Annotated in this window: 17 protein-coding genes; 9 read left to right on the forward strand and 8 right to left on the reverse strand. The window is 50.4% G+C overall.

Annotated features, from left to right (window positions below; translation table 11 throughout):
* Nucleotides 1–549 carry a prepilin-type N-terminal cleavage/methylation domain-containing protein gene (locus QWY82_RS19690; RefSeq protein WP_290265646.1) on the reverse strand — a complete coding sequence of 183 codons (549 nt, stop codon included), beginning with the start codon at nucleotides 547–549 and terminating at the stop codon, nucleotides 1–3.
* A 144-nt stretch (nucleotides 550–693) separates the two neighbouring features.
* On the opposite strand from QWY82_RS19690, the gene QWY82_RS19695 reads away from it, so the two are divergent.
* Together QWY82_RS19695 and QWY82_RS19700 are read left to right on the forward strand one after the other, a co-directional pair.
* Nucleotides 694–1,278, forward strand: a complete 585-nt coding sequence (locus tag QWY82_RS19695) for a UbiX family flavin prenyltransferase (RefSeq protein ID WP_290265648.1) — start codon at nucleotides 694–696, stop codon at nucleotides 1,276–1,278.
* A 205-nt stretch (nucleotides 1,279–1,483) separates the two neighbouring features.
* Nucleotides 1,484–1,984: a flavin reductase family protein gene (locus QWY82_RS19700; protein WP_290265650.1), complete on the forward strand. Its 501-nt coding sequence runs from the start codon at nucleotides 1,484–1,486 to the stop codon at nucleotides 1,982–1,984.
* Nucleotides 1,985–2,064: 80 nt separating this feature from the next.
* Here QWY82_RS19700 and QWY82_RS19705 read toward each other — a convergent pair whose 3' ends face one another.
* Complete coding sequence (locus tag QWY82_RS19705) at nucleotides 2,065–4,059, reverse strand: alpha amylase C-terminal domain-containing protein (protein ID WP_290265652.1); 1,995 nt, start codon at nucleotides 4,057–4,059, stop codon at nucleotides 2,065–2,067.
* 362 nt (nucleotides 4,060–4,421) lie between these two features.
* On the opposite strand from QWY82_RS19705, the gene QWY82_RS19710 reads away from it, so the two are divergent.
* The 4 genes from QWY82_RS19710 (at nucleotide 4,422) to QWY82_RS19725 (ending at nucleotide 10,306) form a co-directional block, all read left to right on the forward strand.
* Nucleotides 4,422–4,736, forward strand: a complete 315-nt coding sequence (locus QWY82_RS19710) for a hypothetical protein (protein WP_290265653.1) — start codon at nucleotides 4,422–4,424, stop codon at nucleotides 4,734–4,736.
* A gap of 189 nt (nucleotides 4,737–4,925) precedes the next feature.
* Nucleotides 4,926–7,235 carry a TonB-dependent receptor gene (locus tag QWY82_RS19715; RefSeq protein WP_290265656.1) on the forward strand — a complete coding sequence of 770 codons (2,310 nt, stop codon included), beginning with the start codon at nucleotides 4,926–4,928 and terminating at the stop codon, nucleotides 7,233–7,235.
* 1,084 nt (nucleotides 7,236–8,319) lie between these two features.
* Nucleotides 8,320–8,691, forward strand: coding sequence for a VOC family protein (locus QWY82_RS19720; RefSeq protein ID WP_290265658.1), 372 nt, complete (start codon nucleotides 8,320–8,322; stop codon nucleotides 8,689–8,691).
* A gap of 886 nt (nucleotides 8,692–9,577) precedes the next feature.
* Entirely contained in the window at nucleotides 9,578–10,306 is a 729-nt protein-coding gene (locus QWY82_RS19725; protein WP_290265659.1) for a suppressor of fused domain protein, read from the forward strand.
* Between the two features lie 117 nt (nucleotides 10,307–10,423).
* Here the strand turns inward: QWY82_RS19725 and QWY82_RS19730 are convergent, their stop codons facing one another.
* Nucleotides 10,424–10,816 (reverse strand): YkgJ family cysteine cluster protein, encoded by a 393-nt coding sequence (locus QWY82_RS19730; protein ID WP_290265661.1) that lies wholly within the window; start codon nucleotides 10,814–10,816, stop codon nucleotides 10,424–10,426.
* A 102-nt stretch (nucleotides 10,817–10,918) separates the two neighbouring features.
* On the opposite strand from QWY82_RS19730, the gene QWY82_RS19735 reads away from it, so the two are divergent.
* The 3 genes from QWY82_RS19735 to QWY82_RS19745 all read left to right on the forward strand — a co-directional run bounded on the left by QWY82_RS19735 (nucleotide 10,919) and on the right by QWY82_RS19745 (nucleotide 13,190).
* Nucleotides 10,919–11,608: a class I SAM-dependent methyltransferase gene (locus QWY82_RS19735; protein WP_290265662.1), complete on the forward strand. Its 690-nt coding sequence runs from the start codon at nucleotides 10,919–10,921 to the stop codon at nucleotides 11,606–11,608.
* A gap of 302 nt (nucleotides 11,609–11,910) precedes the next feature.
* Nucleotides 11,911–12,438, forward strand: coding sequence for a DUF6265 family protein (locus QWY82_RS19740; protein ID WP_290265663.1), 528 nt, complete (start codon nucleotides 11,911–11,913; stop codon nucleotides 12,436–12,438).
* Between the two features lie 365 nt (nucleotides 12,439–12,803).
* Nucleotides 12,804–13,190, forward strand: a complete 387-nt coding sequence (locus QWY82_RS19745; protein ID WP_290265664.1) for a PA2169 family four-helix-bundle protein — start codon at nucleotides 12,804–12,806, stop codon at nucleotides 13,188–13,190.
* Nucleotides 13,191–13,272: 82 nt separating this feature from the next.
* On the opposite strand, the gene QWY82_RS19750 is transcribed toward QWY82_RS19745, so the two are convergent.
* Genes QWY82_RS19750 through QWY82_RS19770 form a run of 5 tightly spaced genes read right to left on the reverse strand, consistent with a single transcriptional unit; the run spans nucleotide 13,273 to nucleotide 18,789 of the window.
* Nucleotides 13,273–15,204, reverse strand: coding sequence for a hybrid sensor histidine kinase/response regulator (locus QWY82_RS19750; protein ID WP_290265665.1), 1,932 nt, complete (start codon nucleotides 15,202–15,204; stop codon nucleotides 13,273–13,275).
* Nucleotides 15,205–15,230: 26 nt separating this feature from the next.
* Nucleotides 15,231–15,692, reverse strand: coding sequence for a response regulator (locus tag QWY82_RS19755; protein ID WP_290265668.1), 462 nt, complete (start codon nucleotides 15,690–15,692; stop codon nucleotides 15,231–15,233).
* Between the two features lie 46 nt (nucleotides 15,693–15,738).
* Nucleotides 15,739–17,250: a sensor histidine kinase gene (locus QWY82_RS19760; RefSeq protein WP_290265669.1), complete on the reverse strand. Its 1,512-nt coding sequence runs from the start codon at nucleotides 17,248–17,250 to the stop codon at nucleotides 15,739–15,741.
* Nucleotides 17,243–17,434, reverse strand: a complete 192-nt coding sequence (locus QWY82_RS19765; RefSeq protein WP_290265671.1) for a hypothetical protein — start codon at nucleotides 17,432–17,434, stop codon at nucleotides 17,243–17,245. The genes QWY82_RS19760 and QWY82_RS19765 overlap by 8 nt, the downstream gene beginning before the upstream one ends.
* Complete coding sequence (locus QWY82_RS19770) at nucleotides 17,431–18,789, reverse strand: sigma-54-dependent transcriptional regulator (protein WP_290265675.1); 1,359 nt, start codon at nucleotides 18,787–18,789, stop codon at nucleotides 17,431–17,433. Before QWY82_RS19770 ends, QWY82_RS19765 begins: the two co-directional genes overlap by 4 nt.
* Nucleotides 18,790–18,980: the final 191 nt, after the last annotated feature.

Below are 18,980 nucleotides of genomic sequence, written 5' to 3' on the forward strand. Positions count from 1 at the left end.
TCAGTCCTGCACGAACAACCCAGTGCTGGAAAAATAAGTGATGCGCGCCACCCGCGCGCCGCCACTTCGGTATTCCCAGCACCGCCGTGGATTAAGACCGGCCGCGCAGCTGGCATTATTGCCTAACATGGCCCACCCGCTATCGGCCCCGTTGCGCGCCACTATCTCGGCCGGTGCCGTGCGCAAAAACAAAAAGAACAAACGGGTATAGGCGGCATTTCTATTTTGCGGCACCGTGGGTACGTGATTGGAATTAAGTGTGGTGCGAATCTGGCCGGCGTTAAATCGAACCGGTATGCCGTCAACCATCACGGTTCTATTCCCAGCCACGCCATCGCCGGGCGAGCCCTGCACCCGATATTGCGCCATCACTTGCTGTTGCCCCGAGCGCAAGGCACCGAGCACGCCGGCAACCTGGGCTAATTGCGCCTCTTCAGACAAATTCACAAAACGGGGAATAGCGAGTGCGGCAATAACGCCCACAATCACGATGATTGCCACCAGCTCCACCAAGGTAAAACCACTACTCGGAAAATTTCGCCCCAGCAAACTTGCTACTCCCGATTAACATTGCCTCGCATTCTAGGTTATTCTGCCCACACAATACCAACGCTAAGGTGCCAGACTCCGCCACAGTCGAGCCTGCCGCCTTACTAGGAATCACTAGCAATCTAACGAGAATTGAGTCTACCTATGTCTCACCCACGCAGGCTGATTGTCGGCATTACCGGTGCTTCTGGCGTCGTTTACGGTGTTCGCCTACTCGAGCTACTCAAAGCTACCGACATTGAAACCCATCTGGTCATGAGTAAAGCCGCCGAACTGACGCTGCACTACGAATCCGATCTCAAGCCCGACGACGTAAAAGCGCTGGCCAACGTAGTACACGCACCGAAAAACATAGGCGCCACCATCGCCAGTGGCAGCTACAAAACCGAAGGCATGATTGTTGCGCCCTGCTCGGTCAAGACCATGGGCGAGATTGCCACGGGCATTACCACAGGCCTAGTCGCGCGCGCCGCCGATGTGGTTTTGAAAGAGCGCCGCCGATTAGTGCTGATGGTGCGCGAAACACCCTTCCATACCGGCCACTTGCGCACCATGACCGCACTATCGGAAATGGGTGCCGTCATCGCGCCGCCGCTACCGGCGTTTTACGCCAAGCCCACGTCCCTCGAGCAGATGGTTGATCACAGCTTGGCCAGGGTGCTAGATCTGTTCGATATTGAAGTTTCCGGCCTGAAGCGCTGGCACGGCGGCCAGCTGGAAACGGAATAAACCCGCTAAACAACAACTCGGGCTCACAGCCCAGGCCAATAAGCGATAGCGAACTTTTTATTGATGCACCGGTAGCCGCCGTACAAGCCGCATTAGGTGGCTACTTAGGCAAAAGCACGCCGACCTTAAAAAAGGTACAATAACGGCCCAATTCATCCGCCTGATTTCGCTGTGCACCAGCAATCGAGAAAATCGAGACCACACTATGAGCATGCCACCCGAGCCGTCGGCCTTCGACACACTGGCCTTTCGCAATGCGCTCGGCGCCTTTCCCACGGGCGTAACCATCATTACCACGCGCGATAAACAGGGCAACCCGGTGGGCATGACGGCCAGCAGTTTCAATAGCGTGTCACTCGATCCGCCGTTGGTGTTGTGGAGCATCGCAAAAACGGCAAACTGCTTTGATGTCTTTGCCGAAACCGATCATTTCGCCATTCATGTGCTCAATGAAAATCAGCAAGCATTATCCGACCTATTCGGCCGCCCCAGCCCGGAAGATAAATTCGCCCAATTGCCCATAACCACGGGGCTGCTCGATAGCCCAAAACTCGACGAGTGCATCGCTTGCTACGAGTGCCAGTTGGAATACAAATACGAGGGTGGCGATCACATTATTATGGTGGGCCGCGTGCTCAGTTTTGATGTTAAAGACGGTAAGCCGCTGATATTTCACGCCGGCCAATATCGCCAACTCGCAGAATAGACAATCCCAGGTATTTTACCCGTGGTGATTCACACAAAAAAAGCCGCTGCATGGCAGCGGCTTTTTTCACTACCTAAAAACTACTGAGCCGTAAGCGAATAGGTCATAGATTGATCATTCACTCGCACTTTATAAGAGCCAATCACGTTAGTAAAAATATCCGCGCCGGTTTGCTCGAGCACGAAGTCGGCATTGTTGTCGCCGTAGTTTTGGCTCCAGTCGCCCTTCACGTCAAACTTAAAGCGCTGATTGCTTTGCCCGTCAAAGCTTACTGTCACTTCCCAGGTATTATTCGCCACTAAGCTCATCGCACTGGTAGACCAACCATTGGCGGTACCGCGGAAAGATAGGGTTGGTAAAACACTGGTGTAACAGGTCGTGCACTGACCGACTTTTACCAAGCTATACGCCAAGGTTTGGTCGTTAACGGTAAGCTTGTAGTCACCGCTGCCGGCATTATAAATATCGGCGCCGGTGCGCTCCAAGATGCCATCGCTATTGGTGTCGCCATAGTTTTGGCTCCAATCGCCATACACATCGAGCTTCAGGCGCTGGCTGCTACCGCCGGTGAGAGTGATGGTCGTCTCCCAAGTATTATTAGCCACCAGCGTCATTGCCTTGTTGCTCCAGCCGTTGAAGGTACCGCGCACATTCAACTGCGGAAACACCTTCGCCAATGGGCAATTGGTGGTGCAACCGGTACCTTTTGCGCCACCGTGAATGGCGGCAGCGGCATTGCCGGCAACATTAAACGTCGCCATGCCGTTAGCTGCCACGGTAATCATTGGCCCACTACACTCGGCCGCGCCGGCTAAAATATTGCAGTAATCGCCGGCGGGCAGGCCGGTTTGTAAAGTCTGTTGCAAAGCGCCGGATTCATTGTTAATCACCACAAAGCCCTTGTCGCCGCGCCCAAAGGCAATTTGATTGTTGCCGTTATCCCACCAGTTATTAACGCTCCATGCGCCCACGGTGAAATTGCGGAAGCCCACCATGTTGGCGATATTTGCCCAGCGGTGCTGGCACACCCACTGCGCGTTATCGCAATTGGTATTACCCGCCGGTGGGCCGGCATCGGTATCGGTAAATTTGTAACCCGACATCACTTTCGGATAACCATAGGGGAAGGCCAGCATATAAATGTTGGCCAAATTATATTTAACCCCTTCCTTGTACGTTAAGTTGCCGCCACCGCCGTGACCGCGCTCGCGATCGTGGTTGTCGATAAACACGATGGCTTTATCCGACGGCAACAAGCCCCAAGACGTGCCCAAGGTTTTTAGGTTTTTAATTTGGCCGTTAAAGTTTCCCGCCACGGCGGTGCCGTAACCAAACTCGGTGACCGGCGCTATATACGTGTATTGCGTGGGCTGCACAGCTTCACCCGAGGCACCAATCACCTCCAAGAAAGACCAGGGTCGATTGGCCTTCGCCATCACCGTATCTAACTCGCTTGGGCGAATATGTTTCGCCGCATCGATACGGAAACCATCGACCCCCATGGCGGTAAGCTTTTTCAAATAATTGGCCACGTAATCTTGCGAATTGCTGCGCCCGGTGTGTAAATCCGGCATGCCATACAAACCGCAATCCCACACATTGTTGGCATCGCCATAATTGGAAATAGTGCAGTCATTGTGGAAATCTTGACTGCTTAAATCGGGATAATTGCGCGGGCTCCAGCTGTCGCCACCGGAGGCAATATTGCCGTGATCTTGGTAGGAGGCCCAGTTATTCATCACCACATCGGCATATATTTTTACACCGGCGGCATGACAGCGATTGATCATGCTCTGCAATTCGGCTTCGGTACCGCTGCGGCTGGTTAAGTTGGTAAATGACACAGGTTGGTAGCGCGTCCACCAATAGGGGCCGGCGGTGTGTTCGTGCGGCGGCGAGATCTGTACCGCATCAAAGCCCTTGGGACCTAAATTCACCTCGCATTCCGTGGCGATATCATTCCATTTCCATTCGAATAAATGGACGAAGGCGGTGCCGGCACTGGCCGACAAAGAGGCGCAACCCAGCGCAAGGCCGAGCGACGCTGCCGTGAGACAACGTTTCGTTAATTTCATGTTCATTACCCTGTGATTATGTTTATTTTTTAGGGTACTTGGCTCTCAACCGGCAGCCGAAGCACGGTTGGCGAGAAGGCACAGCAACAAAATGTTTATCTTATTTGTAGTTATCATCGCCCGACAATCTCGACAATTTAAGCCAAGGTTACGCGCCTACCACAAGCGACTACATACGTATGCAGCCCATATTGAGCGCTGAATACGTATGCACCTTTGTAAGGATTGCCGGCCGCTGTGCACCGCGCCAAGCTTCCAGCTTGGTGTAAACCCTGCTCTGTTTGGCAGATTTCGACCGGCACAATGGTGTAGCCTTCGTCCTATTGGTTATACTCGACCCAGCACCGAAACGAGGAACATGCGTGTCATTTGAAACTGTTGTCGCCAATATAGATGCCCAACTCGCCCGTTTACAGGAAACGCTGACGCAATGCGAAGCCCAGCTGGCCGTGTGCGATCAAACCAAACAACCGTTTTTAGAGCGCGAAATTGAGGCCCTGAAAGTCACCCAGGCCAAGCTCGAGAAGTCGAAACAGTTAGCGACCAGCGCCCATATGCTCCGAGCCAAAGTGGAGCAACCCGCGCCGCCCCCAATACAGGATCACCGCATCCGCAACACCATCGTCATCCTCGTGCTCGGCATTGTGGCGGCCTTCGCCACCTTAACATTGCTGTAACAGTCACTTAATTTACTACCCGCCTGCCTTGCCCCTTCACCGCCCATGTCGCTTTGGGAATAGCAGCCTGTCGCCCGACGAATAGTTGCCGCCCGCCGCCTCCGCTATAGTCTGCGCCGGCAAGCTGGGTAAAAACCGCCCGCTGTCATTGAAAAACATAACAATACTAGCGAACTCAGGAGAGAGAGAATGAACAATGCTTTAATCAAGAAGCCATTGGTAGCCGCCCTAACGGCGCTGGCACTATCAAGCACCACGGGTTACGCACAAGTGCTCGAGGAAGTTGTGGTTACCGCGCAGAAGCGCCCACAAAGCTTGCAGGATGTACCTGTTTCTATTAATGCCATTGGCGGCGATAAGCTAGCCGAAGGCAACCTGACTACCATGGAAGACGTGACCGCCTATGTGCCTAACTTCTCCATGAGCGAAACCGGCATCGGTACTCAGATTTTTATCCGCGGCATCGGCTCGGGCATCAACCAGGCCTTCGAGCAGTCCGTCGGCACTTATATTGACGGTATTTACTACGGCCGCGCGCAGCTAAGCCGCGCGCCCTTCATGGATTTAGAGCGCATCGAAGTACTGCGCGGCCCACAGGGCATTCTGTTCGGTAAAAACTCCATCGCTGGCGCCATTAACATGACCACCGCCAAGCCCACCGATGAAATGGAATTAAAAGCTGGCGTGCTCTACGAGCCAACCTACAACCAGCGCGAAGTCAATTTAGTGGCCTCTGGCCCACTGAGCGATACCGTGCGTGCACGCTTAGCTATCCGCGGTTATAACGACGACGGCTATATTGAAAACCAACTGCAAGATCGCGATGAACCCAACCGCGAAGAACGCGCCATTCGCGGCACCATCACGTGGGATGTTACCGAAAGCTTCGATGTCACCTTGAAAGCCGAGCGCGATACCTTCGACGTAAAAGGCCGCCAAATTGAAATCGTTAAAGAATTACCCCGTGGCGACGGCGTTCAATATGGTCAAATTTTGGCCCAGCTAACCGGCGACCCACGCATGATGGATAACGAGCTGGATTTCGTGCGTCAAGCCGACTCAGCCGAGTACTCAGATAACACCGTAGACAACGTCACCATCACCGCCAATTACGACGCTGGCTTCGCCACCCTGACTTCGGTAACGGGCTGGGCCGGCTACGAGTTCAGTGAAAACTGCGATTGTGATTTCACCGGTGCCGACGTTTTTAATATCGAATCCAACGAAGAGTATCGTCAGGTTAGCCAAGAGTTCCGTTTAGTATCTCCCGGCGGCGAAACCGTAGACTGGATTGCCGGCGTGTTCTATCAAGACAACACACTGGATTACAACGAAGCCACTTATTTTTCTGAAACCAGCATCCTCGGTTTATTAGATCCACAGCTGGCTTTAATCCAAGGCATTAATGTACCCCGTGCTTACGAACAAGATTCAACCGCCGCGGCAATCTTTGCGCAGGCCACTTGGAATATCAACGAAGCTTGGGCGTTAACCCTCGGCGGTCGCTACACCGAAGAAGAGAAAACCGGTTCGCGCCGCATGAACACGATAAACACGGCAACCGGTCTGGCCGACCCAGTCGCGGCCTTTGTGGTCAAACAAGCCTTTAACGTAGATACCGAAGAACTGAAAGTACTAGTGCCTAACGCCCCGGGTCACAATCTCGCCGGCGAGCGCGACGAATCGGCGTTCACACCGTCTGTCTCTTTGCAGTGGATCGCCAACGACGACGTGATGCTTTACTTAAGCGGTTCAACCGGCTTCAAGTCTGGCGGCTTCGATACCCGCGCCAACCAAGTAACCTCTTTTGAATTCGAAAACGAAGAAGCGGTAACCTACGAGTTCGGTACTAAAACGCGCTTACTCGACGACAGCGCTGAATTGAACGCTGCAGTTTTCTACACAGAGTACAAAGATCTGCAAACCTCGCAGTTCGACGGCATTTTAGGCTTCACCGTTGGCAACGCGAAAAAAGCCCGCGTACAAGGTGTTGAAATCGACGGCCGCATGGCATTACCGTTTAACTTAGTGTGGACTGCCGCTCTGGGTTATTTAGATTTTGAATACTTGGATTTCCAAGACGGCAACTGCTACCACGATCAAACCAATCAATCAGCTGCAGGCACCTGTGATTACACTGGCAAAGAAAGCCAGTACACACCAACCTGGAGTGGCTCTACCTCGTTAGATCACAACTATGATTTCGGCGAACTAACCCTGCACTCAACCTTGGATTTAACTTACCAAGGCCAGCAGTACATTCACCCAAATCTTGACCCACGCTGGGACTACACACCCGGCACTAAAGTGAATGGCCGCATCGCGCTGGAAGCGGAGAGCTGGACGGTTGCTTTAGTCGGCAAAAACTTAACCGACAAAGAAACCCTAACCTATGCCAACACGGCGCCGCTATCTGCTTCAACTTTCCAAACACCGGCTTACTACGGTTTTGTTGAAGCACCACGCACCATCGCAATCCAGGCTAATTACCGCTACTAATAGCGGCTAATTAGCCCCCAGTCATCAAGCGGCTTCCTCTTCGAACCGCTTGGTGTTTCTACGCATTGCTGCAGTAGAACCTTCACCCTCGCCCTAAAAAGCGAGGGTTTTTTACGGCCATGGATGGCCGGTATGCCAGAAAGAGCCATGGATGGCGGTCTGGCTGCTCGATTTCACTCCGGTTCATTTCAAAACACAAAGCCCTAGGAAGGTGTGCCCGAATCCACTACCTCACCCCGATATATAACCGGCGGTCTGGCTGCCCGATTTCACTCCAATACAATTCAAAACAAAAAGCCCTAGGAAGGCGGCCCCGAATCCACCACCTCACTCCAATGTTTAACCGGCGTTCTGGCTGCCCGATTTCACTCCGACTCAATTCAATAAACCCGTCGCAGGAAGGTGTGCCCGAATCCACTACCTCACCCCAATGTTTAACCGGCGGTCTGGCTGACTGATACCACTCCGATACAATTCAAAACAAAAAGCCCTAGGAAGGTGGCCCCAAGCCCACCACCTCACTCCAATATATAACCAGCGATCTGGCTGCCCGATTTCACTCCACCAATTTTCCCTTTACCAACCGCTCAAAAACCTCCCAACCAAAAAGCACAAAATCAGCCAATCGCCTGAATAAATACCCTTAACGACCGGGTGTATGATTCCGCGAGGTAAGCAGTGAGTCAGGCGCCTTGGGTGCCAGGCAATTCCCCCAGCCACTTCACCGCTCCATCAGTGCTATCCTGCACTGAGTCGCTCGCGCCACGTCCCTGTGGCTTGTGAAGTGGCTGGGTGAATTACCTTATCAATTGCGTGCAAGGCTCCGCGAGTTAAAGCTTAACTCAGGCCTATTACCAGCTTGAGCTGAGTATTCTCGGGGTATTGATATGTGGATAACAGCCGTATTATTTTGCGCCCGATTCTGGGAGTTGTGATAACTTCTTGAAATTAAAGGGGGAGTTGGACTGGTGCACCAGCGCTGCTCTGAATATAAGCCTTAGAAACGTAATATATTGCGCCACCAAGGAATTGAATAAGGTTGTTATGCCACTTGAACACAAACAATGTCAAACAGGAGAATAAAATGAATCTAGGTGCATTTTCCATAAGCCTTACCGTCAAGGATATTGAGGCGTCAAAGAAGTTTTATGAGAAGCTTGGCTTTGAGTCGCTTGGGGGCGATTGTGGACAGGGCTGGACAATCCTGAAGAGCGGCGATCATGTGATAGGGTTATTTCAGGGAATGTTCGAAAAAAACATGCTTACATTCAACCCAGGCTGGAACCAATCCGCAGAGAGCGTTGATAAATTCACAGACGTTAGACAATTGCGAGATGAACTCGTCCGTAGGGGTATAAAAGTTGTGAGCGACGATGCTAAACAAGACACTGGCCCCGGGAGTATTCTCATAGAGGACCCAGACGGAAACCCAATTTTAATCGATCAACATCGGTAGATTCCGGCACAACAAAGCATTGCACCGGATACGAAGAAGAGTGGGATATAGAGATTGATAAGGCATAAAATATTATCGGACGAAGGCTAGCATCTAACCAGCCTTCGTAATAACATCCTGCACAATTTCGCACAGAACACTTCACCTAGCCTGGTGAAATTTATCAAGACGATTTACAAACAAAACATGGATAGTTCAACAATGAATACAATTGACACTAAATTACTGCTAAAGACTGACCGAAAAATAACCCCCCTGATACGTGTACTTGCTGTACCCGTAGCAGCGCTTTTTTTCGTGGCTTTTGCATATCACCTTCAAGCACTTGTTCTTGAGTCACAGTCTATTTACACAGTTTTCATAAACGCTTTATATTTACTGCTAACCGGCTACTTACTATGGCCATTCTCATACGTTGCAATAAAAGGTAAGTCGCCAAATAAGTGGCCCCCTTATGAATAACCTTTCCTAGAAATTGCATAGCAGGACCTCCAGAACCAAAGGCAAGAACTTGGAGCAATTGAAATTATCGACGATATTCGAGAACACATAATAAGCATTGAATACTTCTGTGTACCATCAGTGCAGAGCGGAAAACATGAAGTGCCCTAGGTTAATGAAGAGTAAGGTAAAACTTAGGAAAGCACTCGATAAATGACTATTTTTATCAATTCACATAGTAATAGTAGCTATAACAACGGGCGGAAGAAAGCTTCAGATAATTCTTAGTTAATTTTTAGGGATGGCACTCTGCACGAAGAATTATTTTCGCCAGCAGGCAATGGAAAAAAATCCATTCAGATGCAATACCCAATACAAAAAATCCATTCCTGTAAAGTGACCACATCAACCTAAACCAACGAATAAGAAACATCGGAACCAAAATATGAGCAAGAAAGACAATATCGTATCAATGTCAGGCGCCCCAATATTCCGCTATACCGATGGCGAGAAGGAGTGGGAGGCAGCAACAGGTGAGGAGTGCATTGAAGAGATTTCAGATCATATTGAACGTCATATTGGCAAGGTTAGCTCGGTGTTTCACGAGCTATTATCAGATACTGTGCATATAGATATACACCACGTTAAACCAACCGAAGCGCGGCCGTTTCATACCTTAGTAACCTCAGGCATGAGCGACCTCGCCATGAATGTACCTACAGACGTTAATTCAACGCGTTACATGGAATTAATGGTCACCCTGCCAGAGCATTGGAAAATAGACGACGAATCGTTCAAAGACGAAATCTGGTATTGGCCTATCAGGCAGCTGAAATTTTTAGCGCGTTTCCCGCACAAATTCGAAACTTGGTTAGGCTGGGGCCACACTATTCCAAATGGCAACCCAGCGGAGCCTTTTGCCGACAATACTAAATTGTCAGGTTCTATTATTCTGCCTTCCGTTTATGTACCCGAAGAATTCACCAGCCTGAGAATTAATGAGAGTAAGGTCATCGAGTTCTTTAGCCTTGTCCCGCTCTATGACGAGGAGATGGAACTAAAGCTAAGTAAGGGTTCCGATCTACTACTCGACAAGTTTGATCAGCACCGCATCAATGACCTCATTAGGGTTGATAGGAAGAACGTCGCGAAAAAGCGATATGGACTGTTTTAATCATTTTAGCTCACACATAAATGAAGTCATTTAGGTTGATTTCAGCTAATGCGGTTTCGGGTGTCGAGTTTTAATCTCACCCTATTGGTCATAATTTCAACGTCATTTAGAGCTAGCCTATGAAGCGCGGCTATCTCGCATCAGCACATTTAACCTCGCTTGTGCTTTCATTTGATCATCAAGATCTACCAGCTCAATCATTTCACACTCATCTCTGATCATTTCAGAAATGAGACTCGGGTATTGCCGGCAGTCTTCAGGCCTGTTGAGGTAAATACTGCAGGTATATTTATCTGGAGATGCTGGTGCTTGTTTAGGTGCAAGCTCGAGAAACGGGCATCTTTCAAGCCTTGCGCCAGATTGAGGATCGAACCATATCTGGTTAGATTTTACATATTTGAAAATGTCTGGATTAAAAATTTCCCACAAGTCTATCTCATCTTTTGTGGCCGCAAGATCGGCGCCGCCGTACTTAATACAGCACTTACCGCATTGGTTACAATCCTTCATAGCTCTCCAATAAAGTGATGCGCAACAGGCATAGTAACATTGATGCTGTTATTAAGACTGAGTCTGTTAGTATCAGTGGCATTCAGTCTTTAAGTAAGACTCGTGCCAAAAGCCCACGCCCTACTCAATATTCAACTTGGAAAATTACCCATGAGCGCGTTGTTCGAAGAAATCGATAGCCAGCCGTCGCCACTCGGTGAAATATCCCTGCGCCGGCGAGTCATTCCCATGCTTGGCGAGGAACCCATTTACGAGGTGAAACTGGGCGAAGAATACCTGATGTCAAGCATGTTTGTAGCCGCAGAAGAGGCCTTGTCCACCTTGGGTCTCGCCGCTGTAGATGGCGACGAGTTAGCGGTGGTTGTCGGTGGCCTCGGGCTGGGTTACACCGCCGTTGCGGCGCTGCGGGATACGCGTGTAGCGGAACTACTGGTAGTAGACGCGCTGGAAACGGTTATTCAATGGCACCAACAGGAAAAAGTACCGCTCGGCAAGATTTTGAACGCCGACGCTCGCTCTCGCTATATTCACGGTAGTTTTTTTGATTTAGCCATGGGTCAACCCACCGGCTTTGATCCGGCACAGGCGAACCGTCGGTTCGATGCCATACTGCTAGACATAGATCACTCACCAAGCGAATTCTTAAACGACTCAAACCAAGACTTCTATACTGAAGCGCAGTTGCGCCTGATGAAGCAACAGCTAAGATCAGGCGGCGTGTTTTCCATGTGGTCACAAAACCTACCTGACCCGCAATTTATGGCGTTGTTAGCCAGTGTTTCGACGATGTGAGTTCACACATTATTTCCTTTTACAACCCATTTCAAAATAATGAATCCACCAATAGTGTTTATGTTTGCAAATGATCTTTATAGCCTAGAGGCCTAGCAATGAAATTCACCTTAGTCTGCGCCCTGCTACTGGTTGCACCTGTCTCTGTGGCCGACAACTGCAGCTCTCTTAGCACATTAAATTGGATGTTAGGGCACCTCTGAATAACTCCGGCACCACTCTGCGCGGCCTGGAGCTGTTAGCCGCAAGGCGGGATTCGCAGTTAATGGCTCTAGTCCTTAGCAAGAATTCCAACGCGGCGGATGACGTCTCCAGGCCACGCCCTTCGGGGCTTGCAGCAGTTTTCGTGCGCTTTGTTGCAACTTCTCGACAGACCCCGGTATGCCTTCGAAGCTGCGCCGCGCTCACAAAAATTGCTGCAAGCCAGAGAGGTACCGGAGTTATTCAGAGGTGCCCTAGGTTCTTGGGTTGCGCACAGCGGAAAGCAAATCACAACAGAAGCCTGGGCAAGCGCAAGTTCACATACCTTTGAAGGCAAAGGCATGAGTTTTTCTGACAATCAGTTAAAAAGCGTGGAATCCTTAAGAATCGTAGAAATGTCTGGCGCTTTGTATTTTATTGCTAAGGTCAGCCATAATGCGCTACCCGTAGTGCTCAGCCTTACCAGCTGCACGGCAACATCCGCGCGCTTTGAAAACGTAGCGCGCGACTTTCCTAAGCGCATTCAATATAGCCTCGCTGGCGCAGATCAACTAAGCGCAACTGTTAGCGATGCGGTAAATCAAGGCATTAGCATTAATTTCACGCGCCAAACTGCTAAGGGAAACTAAAGCAGTGTTACTGAACCAATACAACTAAAGGTTTTTAGCTAAAAAAATCTACCAACAAGTGCGCCAGGCGCAGCAGATATTGCCCATCATCCCAAGATTACGAAAAAGATAGAATACCTCCGCTTTATGCAGATTTTTCAAACATACAGTGTAAATTTTTCACGGCCAATTACATTTTCAGTTGAGCATTCCCGCATAGCCTAGCTATTAAGCGCAAACACGGCTTGGCACGCATCCTGCACCTTCAGTTGCAAGAGATGATGCTGCGTATTTTTAAATACCTGTAGATATGTCTTTCAAGTGGCGGTAGATTAATCGCACTTTTATCGCCAGCGTATTAATTGAACTAGCAAATAGGTGACGTGATGAATGCAGACAATGTAAACAACATCATTAAAGTACTTAATAGCGGCAAGGATTTTTACCAGCACGCCATTGATAAAGTCGACAACAGCGGCTTGGTGATGGTTTTTCGCTCGATGGTAGACGCCCGCAACAATGCATTAATAAAACTGCAGCCCTTTGCTCAAATGACGGACGGCGAGCGCGAAGCGGGCGATAGCTGGGTGGTTAAGGCGCGCGAGGCTTACGCTGACTTACGAGCGGCATTAAGCAAAGACCCAGATCACACCTATATTGAACAGCTGGAGGAGGTTGAGGATAAAACGTTAGTGGAACTTAAAACGGCGCTCAATAAAACCTCCGAGCCCCTTTATGCGGCTGTGTTAAAAAGAAGTGCACTCGGATATTAAGCTGTGCCACGACCGGATGTTGAATCTACAAAAAATCACGGCATAAAAGCCATCAACCCAAGCTTTAGAGTTTGGAGAAACCCTAAAGCTTGGCAAGCCGCTCGAGGTCAAACGGCTTTTCAATGGCGCCATCGAAGTCAGACGCCGCCAGCACGTCGGCGTCTGGCACCGCACCCGTAGCGGCCAGCAGGTGGCTAGCCGGTGTTAACTTGCGCAATTTTTTTGCCAAGGCAAAGCCGGTCATATCGGGTAGGTTGATATCGACGAGTATTAACGACGGCTTCTGGGTCGCACAGTGGCTGAGCGCCTGCGCAGCACATTCACAAACGCTAACCTCCCAGCCAAGGCTCGCCAATAAAAGTTGCGTTGCCTCGCGCGCGTCGCGATCATCTTCAACCAATAATAGCGTTTTACCTATCGTCGTTTTATTTGTCGGAGCTTTAATACTCGCCTCGGCACTTAAATGCTGCCTTATGCAATCGACAAGGCGTTTTGATTGCACGGGCTTTCCTAGGTGATCGTTGCAACCGGCGTCTAAGCAGCGCTGGCGTTCGCCGCGCATGGTTTGTGCCGTTAGCGCAATAATCGGTGTTGTTATGCCCTGCGCTCGCAGTTGTTGGGTTGCCGCTAAACCGTCGACCACCGGCATTTGAACATCCATCACAATCACATCAAACGGCTGCCCTTGAGCCCGGGCCTGCAACACTTCCGCGACTGCCTGTTCGCCATTACTCACCTGACTAACACGAGCGCCGGCACTACTGAGTAGATGCGCGATGAGCTCGCGAATATCGGCGAGATCATCTGCAACCAATATCTTGGCATCGAGCCGTTCAAAGCTGTCTAACGGCGTCCGCGATTGCGTCTGCAGTGCCCAGGTTTCTGCGCTAGCGCCCGCTGATAATGGGCAGTTAAGGCTAAAGGTAAAGCAGCTGCCTCTGCCTAATTGACTCGCCGCATGAATCCGGCCGCCGAGGCGTGAGGCCAGCTGCTGACTAATCGCCAAACCTAGGCCGGTACCTTGTTCAAACCGATTCTGCCCCCCCTTCACTTGGGTAAAGGGCTGAAATAAACGCGCCATTTCGGTTTCGCTTATACCCACGCCGGTATCATGAACGGCAAAATTAAGTGTGCAATGGGCGTTGGCTATATCCGCCCCAACCACTAAGTTGACCTCGCCTTGGTCTGTGAATTTAATCGCATTGCTCAATAAATTCAGCAGTATCTGGCGCAAGCGCGTCGGGTCAGATTGGATACTCGTGGGTAGCTCAGTGAGTGCACTGATGGTAAAGCCAATACCTTTATCTTGCGCCCGAATAACCATCAATTGGTGCACGTCCGACAAAAATTCGGCTACCGGCACGGCGCTAATTTGCAGTTCTAACCGATCGGCCTCAATTTTTGAAAGGTCTAATACGTCATTCAGTAAGCTCAGTAAATGCTGGCCATTGCGCTTGATAATATTTAGGTGGGCTTGGGCTTGTTGGTTTGTTTGCGCTTGCAGCAGAACATCGGTGTAGCCCAAAATGGATGTTAACGGTGTGCGAATCTCATGGCTTAAATGCGCGAGGAACTCGCTTTTCGATTGATTTTCCGCCTGTGCTTGCAATCGCTGTAAGCGCTCGCGCTCCATGTCTCGGCGGGCGATGGCGTAACGGATGGCACGGCTTAATCGCGCGGCATTTAATTGCGTCTTAACTAAGTAATCAACGGCACCGGCAGACAGCGCATCGGCATCCAATGCACTGTCATCGTGGCCGGTCAACATGATCACCGGCGCCTGAAAACCCAACTGCTTTGCTTCAGTTAATAATTCGAGCCCGGTAAATGCGCCTAGCGTGTAATCCATCAGGCAAATATCGTACTCACCCTGCTGGAAATTTTGCACCGCACTTTCGCGGTTGCTAACCCACACTAATTGGTAGCCCGATGGATCTATGTCTGCAAGCAGATCGCGAGTGATGATGTAATCATCTTCATCATCCTCAACCAACAGTAATCGGGTTTTAGCCATGGTTTTTTTGCCTGCGCCGGCGAATATTAATAGCTGCTATTTTGCTTGTAAGGAAATTCAACAAACTCAACCCAGTAGCGGCCGAGCGATCGCATCAGTTCCACTAAGCCATCAAATGTCACCGGCTTAGACAAATAAGACGCCGCACCCAAATCGTAGGACTTGAGCATGTCCTCCTCCGCTTTGGAAGTGGTGAGAATAACCACGGGAATGCGCCTTAGGTTTGGATCTGCTTTAATCGCAGCCAAGGCCTGACGCCCATCCATGCGTGGCATATTGAGATCGAGCAAAATCAAATCGGGCAAGGGTTCGTGCGTCAATTCCGCAAACTTACCTTGCCGCCTTAGGTAGTCGAGTAAATCTACGCCATCATCAACAATGCTTAGCGTACTCTTTACTAGACTTTCCTCAAGCGCATCGCGCGTGAGCAGTTGGTCGTCTTTGTCGTCATCTGCCATTAAAATAGAAATGGATTTCAGGGCTGGCATACATGCTCCAAATTAAACATATCAATTGTGCGTGGCTATTGCTGGGCTATAAGCCGGCTTCGGATTCTGTAGCTATTATTTGCCGACCTTCTTGCGCCGGTAGGCGAACGATAAATGTTGCACCCTTGCCCGGTTCACTTTGCGCGGAAATGCTACCGCCATGGCGCTCGACAATTCGGCGGCAAATTGCCAAGCCGATACCTGTACCTTCATATTCCTCGCGTCCGTGTAGACGCTGGAAAGCACTAAACACTTTATCTAAATACTGTTCGTCAAAACCAATGCCGTTATCGGTTATGCGAATTTCATAGCCAGGGATTTGGTCAAGATCGTCCAGCATCATTTCTGTAACACTTATGTGTACCTGTGGCGTTTCGCCCTTGGCAACAAACTTAAGTGCATTGCCTATGAGGTTCATGAACAACTGCCCCATTTGCGTTGCATCGGCCCACACCTGTGGTAGTGGGTCAGATTGGATACTGGCGCCGGCTTGCTCAATTTTAAGCTGTAGGTCGTCCAGTACACCGTCGAGCACATGGTTTAAATCAATTTTTTCGAACGGCTTAATACGCGTGCTAACCCGAGAAAAAGCCAGCAGGTCCTCAATCAATTTGGACATGCGCGCAGCGGCATTTTGCATGCGATTCACATAGTCGGCACCGTCACCCAGTTGCTCGCTATAACGATCTTTCAAACGATCGCCAAAGGCTCGAATTTTGCGCAACGGCTCTTGTAAATCATGGGAGGCGACAAAGGCAAAACTTTGTAATTCGCGGTTACTCCGGCCTAGCTCTTGGGCGTATAGATCCAACTCGCGCGTGCGCTCTTGAACGCGTAGCTCAAGCAGCTCCGCATACTCGGCGTGCTGACGCATGGAGCGGCTGGTGAGCATGGCAATGATGAGAATAAAACCTATGCCCAGGCAATTAGCAAACAAAACCGTGCGTGAAATCTCTTGACGCCGCAGCGCGCTATCGTCCATCAGTGACTGGATGCGCTCGAATTCCGTCTCTTCAATGGCACTGATTAAGTCCGACAACATCTGCAAGCTATTGTGGCTGGTAGACATGGTGATCTCTAGAGCTTCCGCCTCTTGTTTTTCCTGTACGTTTTCGCGTTTCTGCTCCTCGCTAACCTCACTAACAGGCTGATCATTTTGAAGCTTGTGCAAGGTCACCTGAGAAGCCGCTCGGTAGTGGCGCTTTATCAGCAGCTCCAACTCGTCAAACCGCAAAACCTGCTCGGGAATTTCCGATTCACTCGCGCGCAGGCGATCCACCAAGCTGGAAATTCTGGTAATTTCTTTGCCGTAAATATCTAAGTGCGCCGGATCGTCATGGATCATATATTCGCGCAGACGCAACTCGGCAGACTGCACGGCAAAATAGGTATCACTGGCCAGCTGAAGAATTTCTTTTGTTTGACTAGAGCGCGCAGCATTCAAACTCAACTCATTCAGGCTGGTATAAGTTTGGTAACTATTGGCAACAAACAGTAAACAAAGGCCAAACACCAGTGCAGACCAAAACATTTTTAGTTTTTTCACGCGCTCAGTCATGGGCGTCTCGGTTTTGCTCTAACTGCAAGGCACATTCCTTACAGGCTTGCATAACCTTATCAAGCGAGGCTAATACGTTTTCAGTCGGCTGCTGCTGGCCTACCTGTAAGCGCGCGAGTTCGGTATTAACGCTGATGTTATTGAGTAGGTTGCGCAATCTATGCAGCGAATGCTCGGATGTCATAGGGCCTCCTGCTTGTATTGCTTAAGCCTGTTGTACAAGGTTTTCAAGCTAATACCCAACAACTCGGCTGCTTTCGGCTTGTCGCCATCCACGGCCGCAAGGGTGTTGTTAATCAGCTCGCGCTCCATGGCTTCTATCGTGGTGCCTACGGCTAGGTCTGAGCCGCCGGTTTGCTCTTCCCTAGGTTCGGTGTCTGCGTTAGTGTTGCGCGCAGCGGAATTGGCAAAGGGCGAACCCAGCTGCGCCGGCAGCGATAAATGCGGGTTAGCTTGATCGGATAAGATAAAGGCCCGGTGTAAGGCATGCCGCAGCTCGCGCACGTTACCCGGCCAGTCGTAGCGACATAGGGTGTCCATGGACGCCTGATCGAGGCTGAAGGCTGTGCCATGTTGCTCATTTAATTGATCGAGAAACGCCTGACACAGCAGTGGAATGTCACTCTTTCGCTGGCGCAGCGGTGGCAATTCAATGGGGAAAACGGCGAGGCGAAAATAAATATCTTCGCGCAGATACTGCCCCTGCGCTAGCTCGTTGTGGCTGCGGTTGGTGGCCGAGATAACCCGGCAATCGACCGTCAGTTCTTCGGTGCCACCCAAGCGGGTGACCTTACCCGTTTCCAAAACACGCAGTAAATTGGGCTGCTGCTCCAAGGGCATTTCCGTCACTTCATCGAGAAACAACGCACCATGGTTGGCGCGCTCAAATAAGCCGGGCTTGCGAGCCACGGCACCGGTAAACGCGCCTTTCTCGTGGCCAAACAGTTCACTGCCAATCAGCTCTGCGGAAATGGCGCCGCAATTGGCCGCTACGAGCGGGCCTTGGGCCCCGGAAGCTGCGTGTATGGCCTGTGCCACCAACTCTTTACCGGTGCCGCTTTCGCCTTGAATCAGAACGTTGGCGCCGGTTTTAGCAACCCGGTTAATCACTTCATACAACGCCTGCATGGGCTCCGACTCTCCCACCAGGCTGCCAAAGTGGTATTCATAGCCCGCATCGACCGCGGTTTTTTTGGGTGCCAATAGGGTCTGTAATTGCGATAGATCTATCGGTTTAATAAGGTAAGTAACATCCGGCCCAGCCATGTGTTTGACCATAGACTTTATCGCGCTGTGACCGGTAACAAAGGCAATCTGATCGGGCGTTCGGTCAATAGGCAAGCCTTCAATCACGTCAAAGCCGCTGCCCTCTGGCAACATAAGATCGAGCAGTAATGTGTGGTATTTGAAGCGAGTTAAATAATCCCGGGCACTCTTTACATCACCTGCGGTATCGACTTTAAAGCCGAGGTGCTCAATAAGCGCCTTGGTTGCACGGGTAAAGCTCTCATCGTCATCAACTAATAGAACGCGGTGCACATTAGTTACCTTTTGTTGTTAACCTAGGGTTGTTCCATCACGAGCCGCCAAGAGACTGGTGCAACATACGCTTATGCCGTCGAAATAACACCATACAATGAACTAATATATTGGGACAATGGCAGATTTTTCAATAGCTTAGTCGTGGTTCACAAAACTCACGCTCTGCTTTATTTCAACGCTATAAGCCC

Origin of the sequence: Simiduia curdlanivorans (genome assembly GCF_030409605.1) — a bacterium.
In the GTDB taxonomy this organism is placed as follows: domain Bacteria; phylum Pseudomonadota; class Gammaproteobacteria; order Pseudomonadales; family Cellvibrionaceae; genus Simiduia; species Simiduia curdlanivorans.

Coding starts and splice junctions, on each gene's coding strand:
- QWY82_RS19700 (WP_290265650.1), top strand. CDS start 1,484: ATGAGCATGCCACCCGAGCCGTCGGCCTTCGACACACTGGCCTTTCGC.
- QWY82_RS19750 (WP_290265665.1), bottom strand. CDS start 15,204: ATGGCTAAAACCCGATTACTGTTGGTTGAGGATGATGAAGATGATTAC.
- QWY82_RS19755 (WP_290265668.1), bottom strand. CDS start 15,692: ATGCCAGCCCTGAAATCCATTTCTATTTTAATGGCAGATGACGACAAA.
- QWY82_RS19725 (WP_290265659.1), top strand. CDS start 9,578: ATGAGCAAGAAAGACAATATCGTATCAATGTCAGGCGCCCCAATATTC.
- QWY82_RS19695 (WP_290265648.1), top strand. CDS start 694: ATGTCTCACCCACGCAGGCTGATTGTCGGCATTACCGGTGCTTCTGGC.
- QWY82_RS19760 (WP_290265669.1), bottom strand. CDS start 17,250: ATGACTGAGCGCGTGAAAAAACTAAAAATGTTTTGGTCTGCACTGGTG.
- QWY82_RS19715 (WP_290265656.1), top strand. CDS start 4,926: ATGAACAATGCTTTAATCAAGAAGCCATTGGTAGCCGCCCTAACGGCG.
- QWY82_RS19705 (WP_290265652.1), bottom strand. CDS start 4,059: ATGAAATTAACGAAACGTTGTCTCACGGCAGCGTCGCTCGGCCTTGCG.
- QWY82_RS19720 (WP_290265658.1), top strand. CDS start 8,320: ATGAATCTAGGTGCATTTTCCATAAGCCTTACCGTCAAGGATATTGAG.
- QWY82_RS19740 (WP_290265663.1), top strand. CDS start 11,911: ATGACGTCTCCAGGCCACGCCCTTCGGGGCTTGCAGCAGTTTTCGTGC.
- QWY82_RS19730 (WP_290265661.1), bottom strand. CDS start 10,816: ATGAAGGATTGTAACCAATGCGGTAAGTGCTGTATTAAGTACGGCGGC.
- QWY82_RS19765 (WP_290265671.1), bottom strand. CDS start 17,434: ATGACATCCGAGCATTCGCTGCATAGATTGCGCAACCTACTCAATAAC.
- QWY82_RS19745 (WP_290265664.1), top strand. CDS start 12,804: ATGAATGCAGACAATGTAAACAACATCATTAAAGTACTTAATAGCGGC.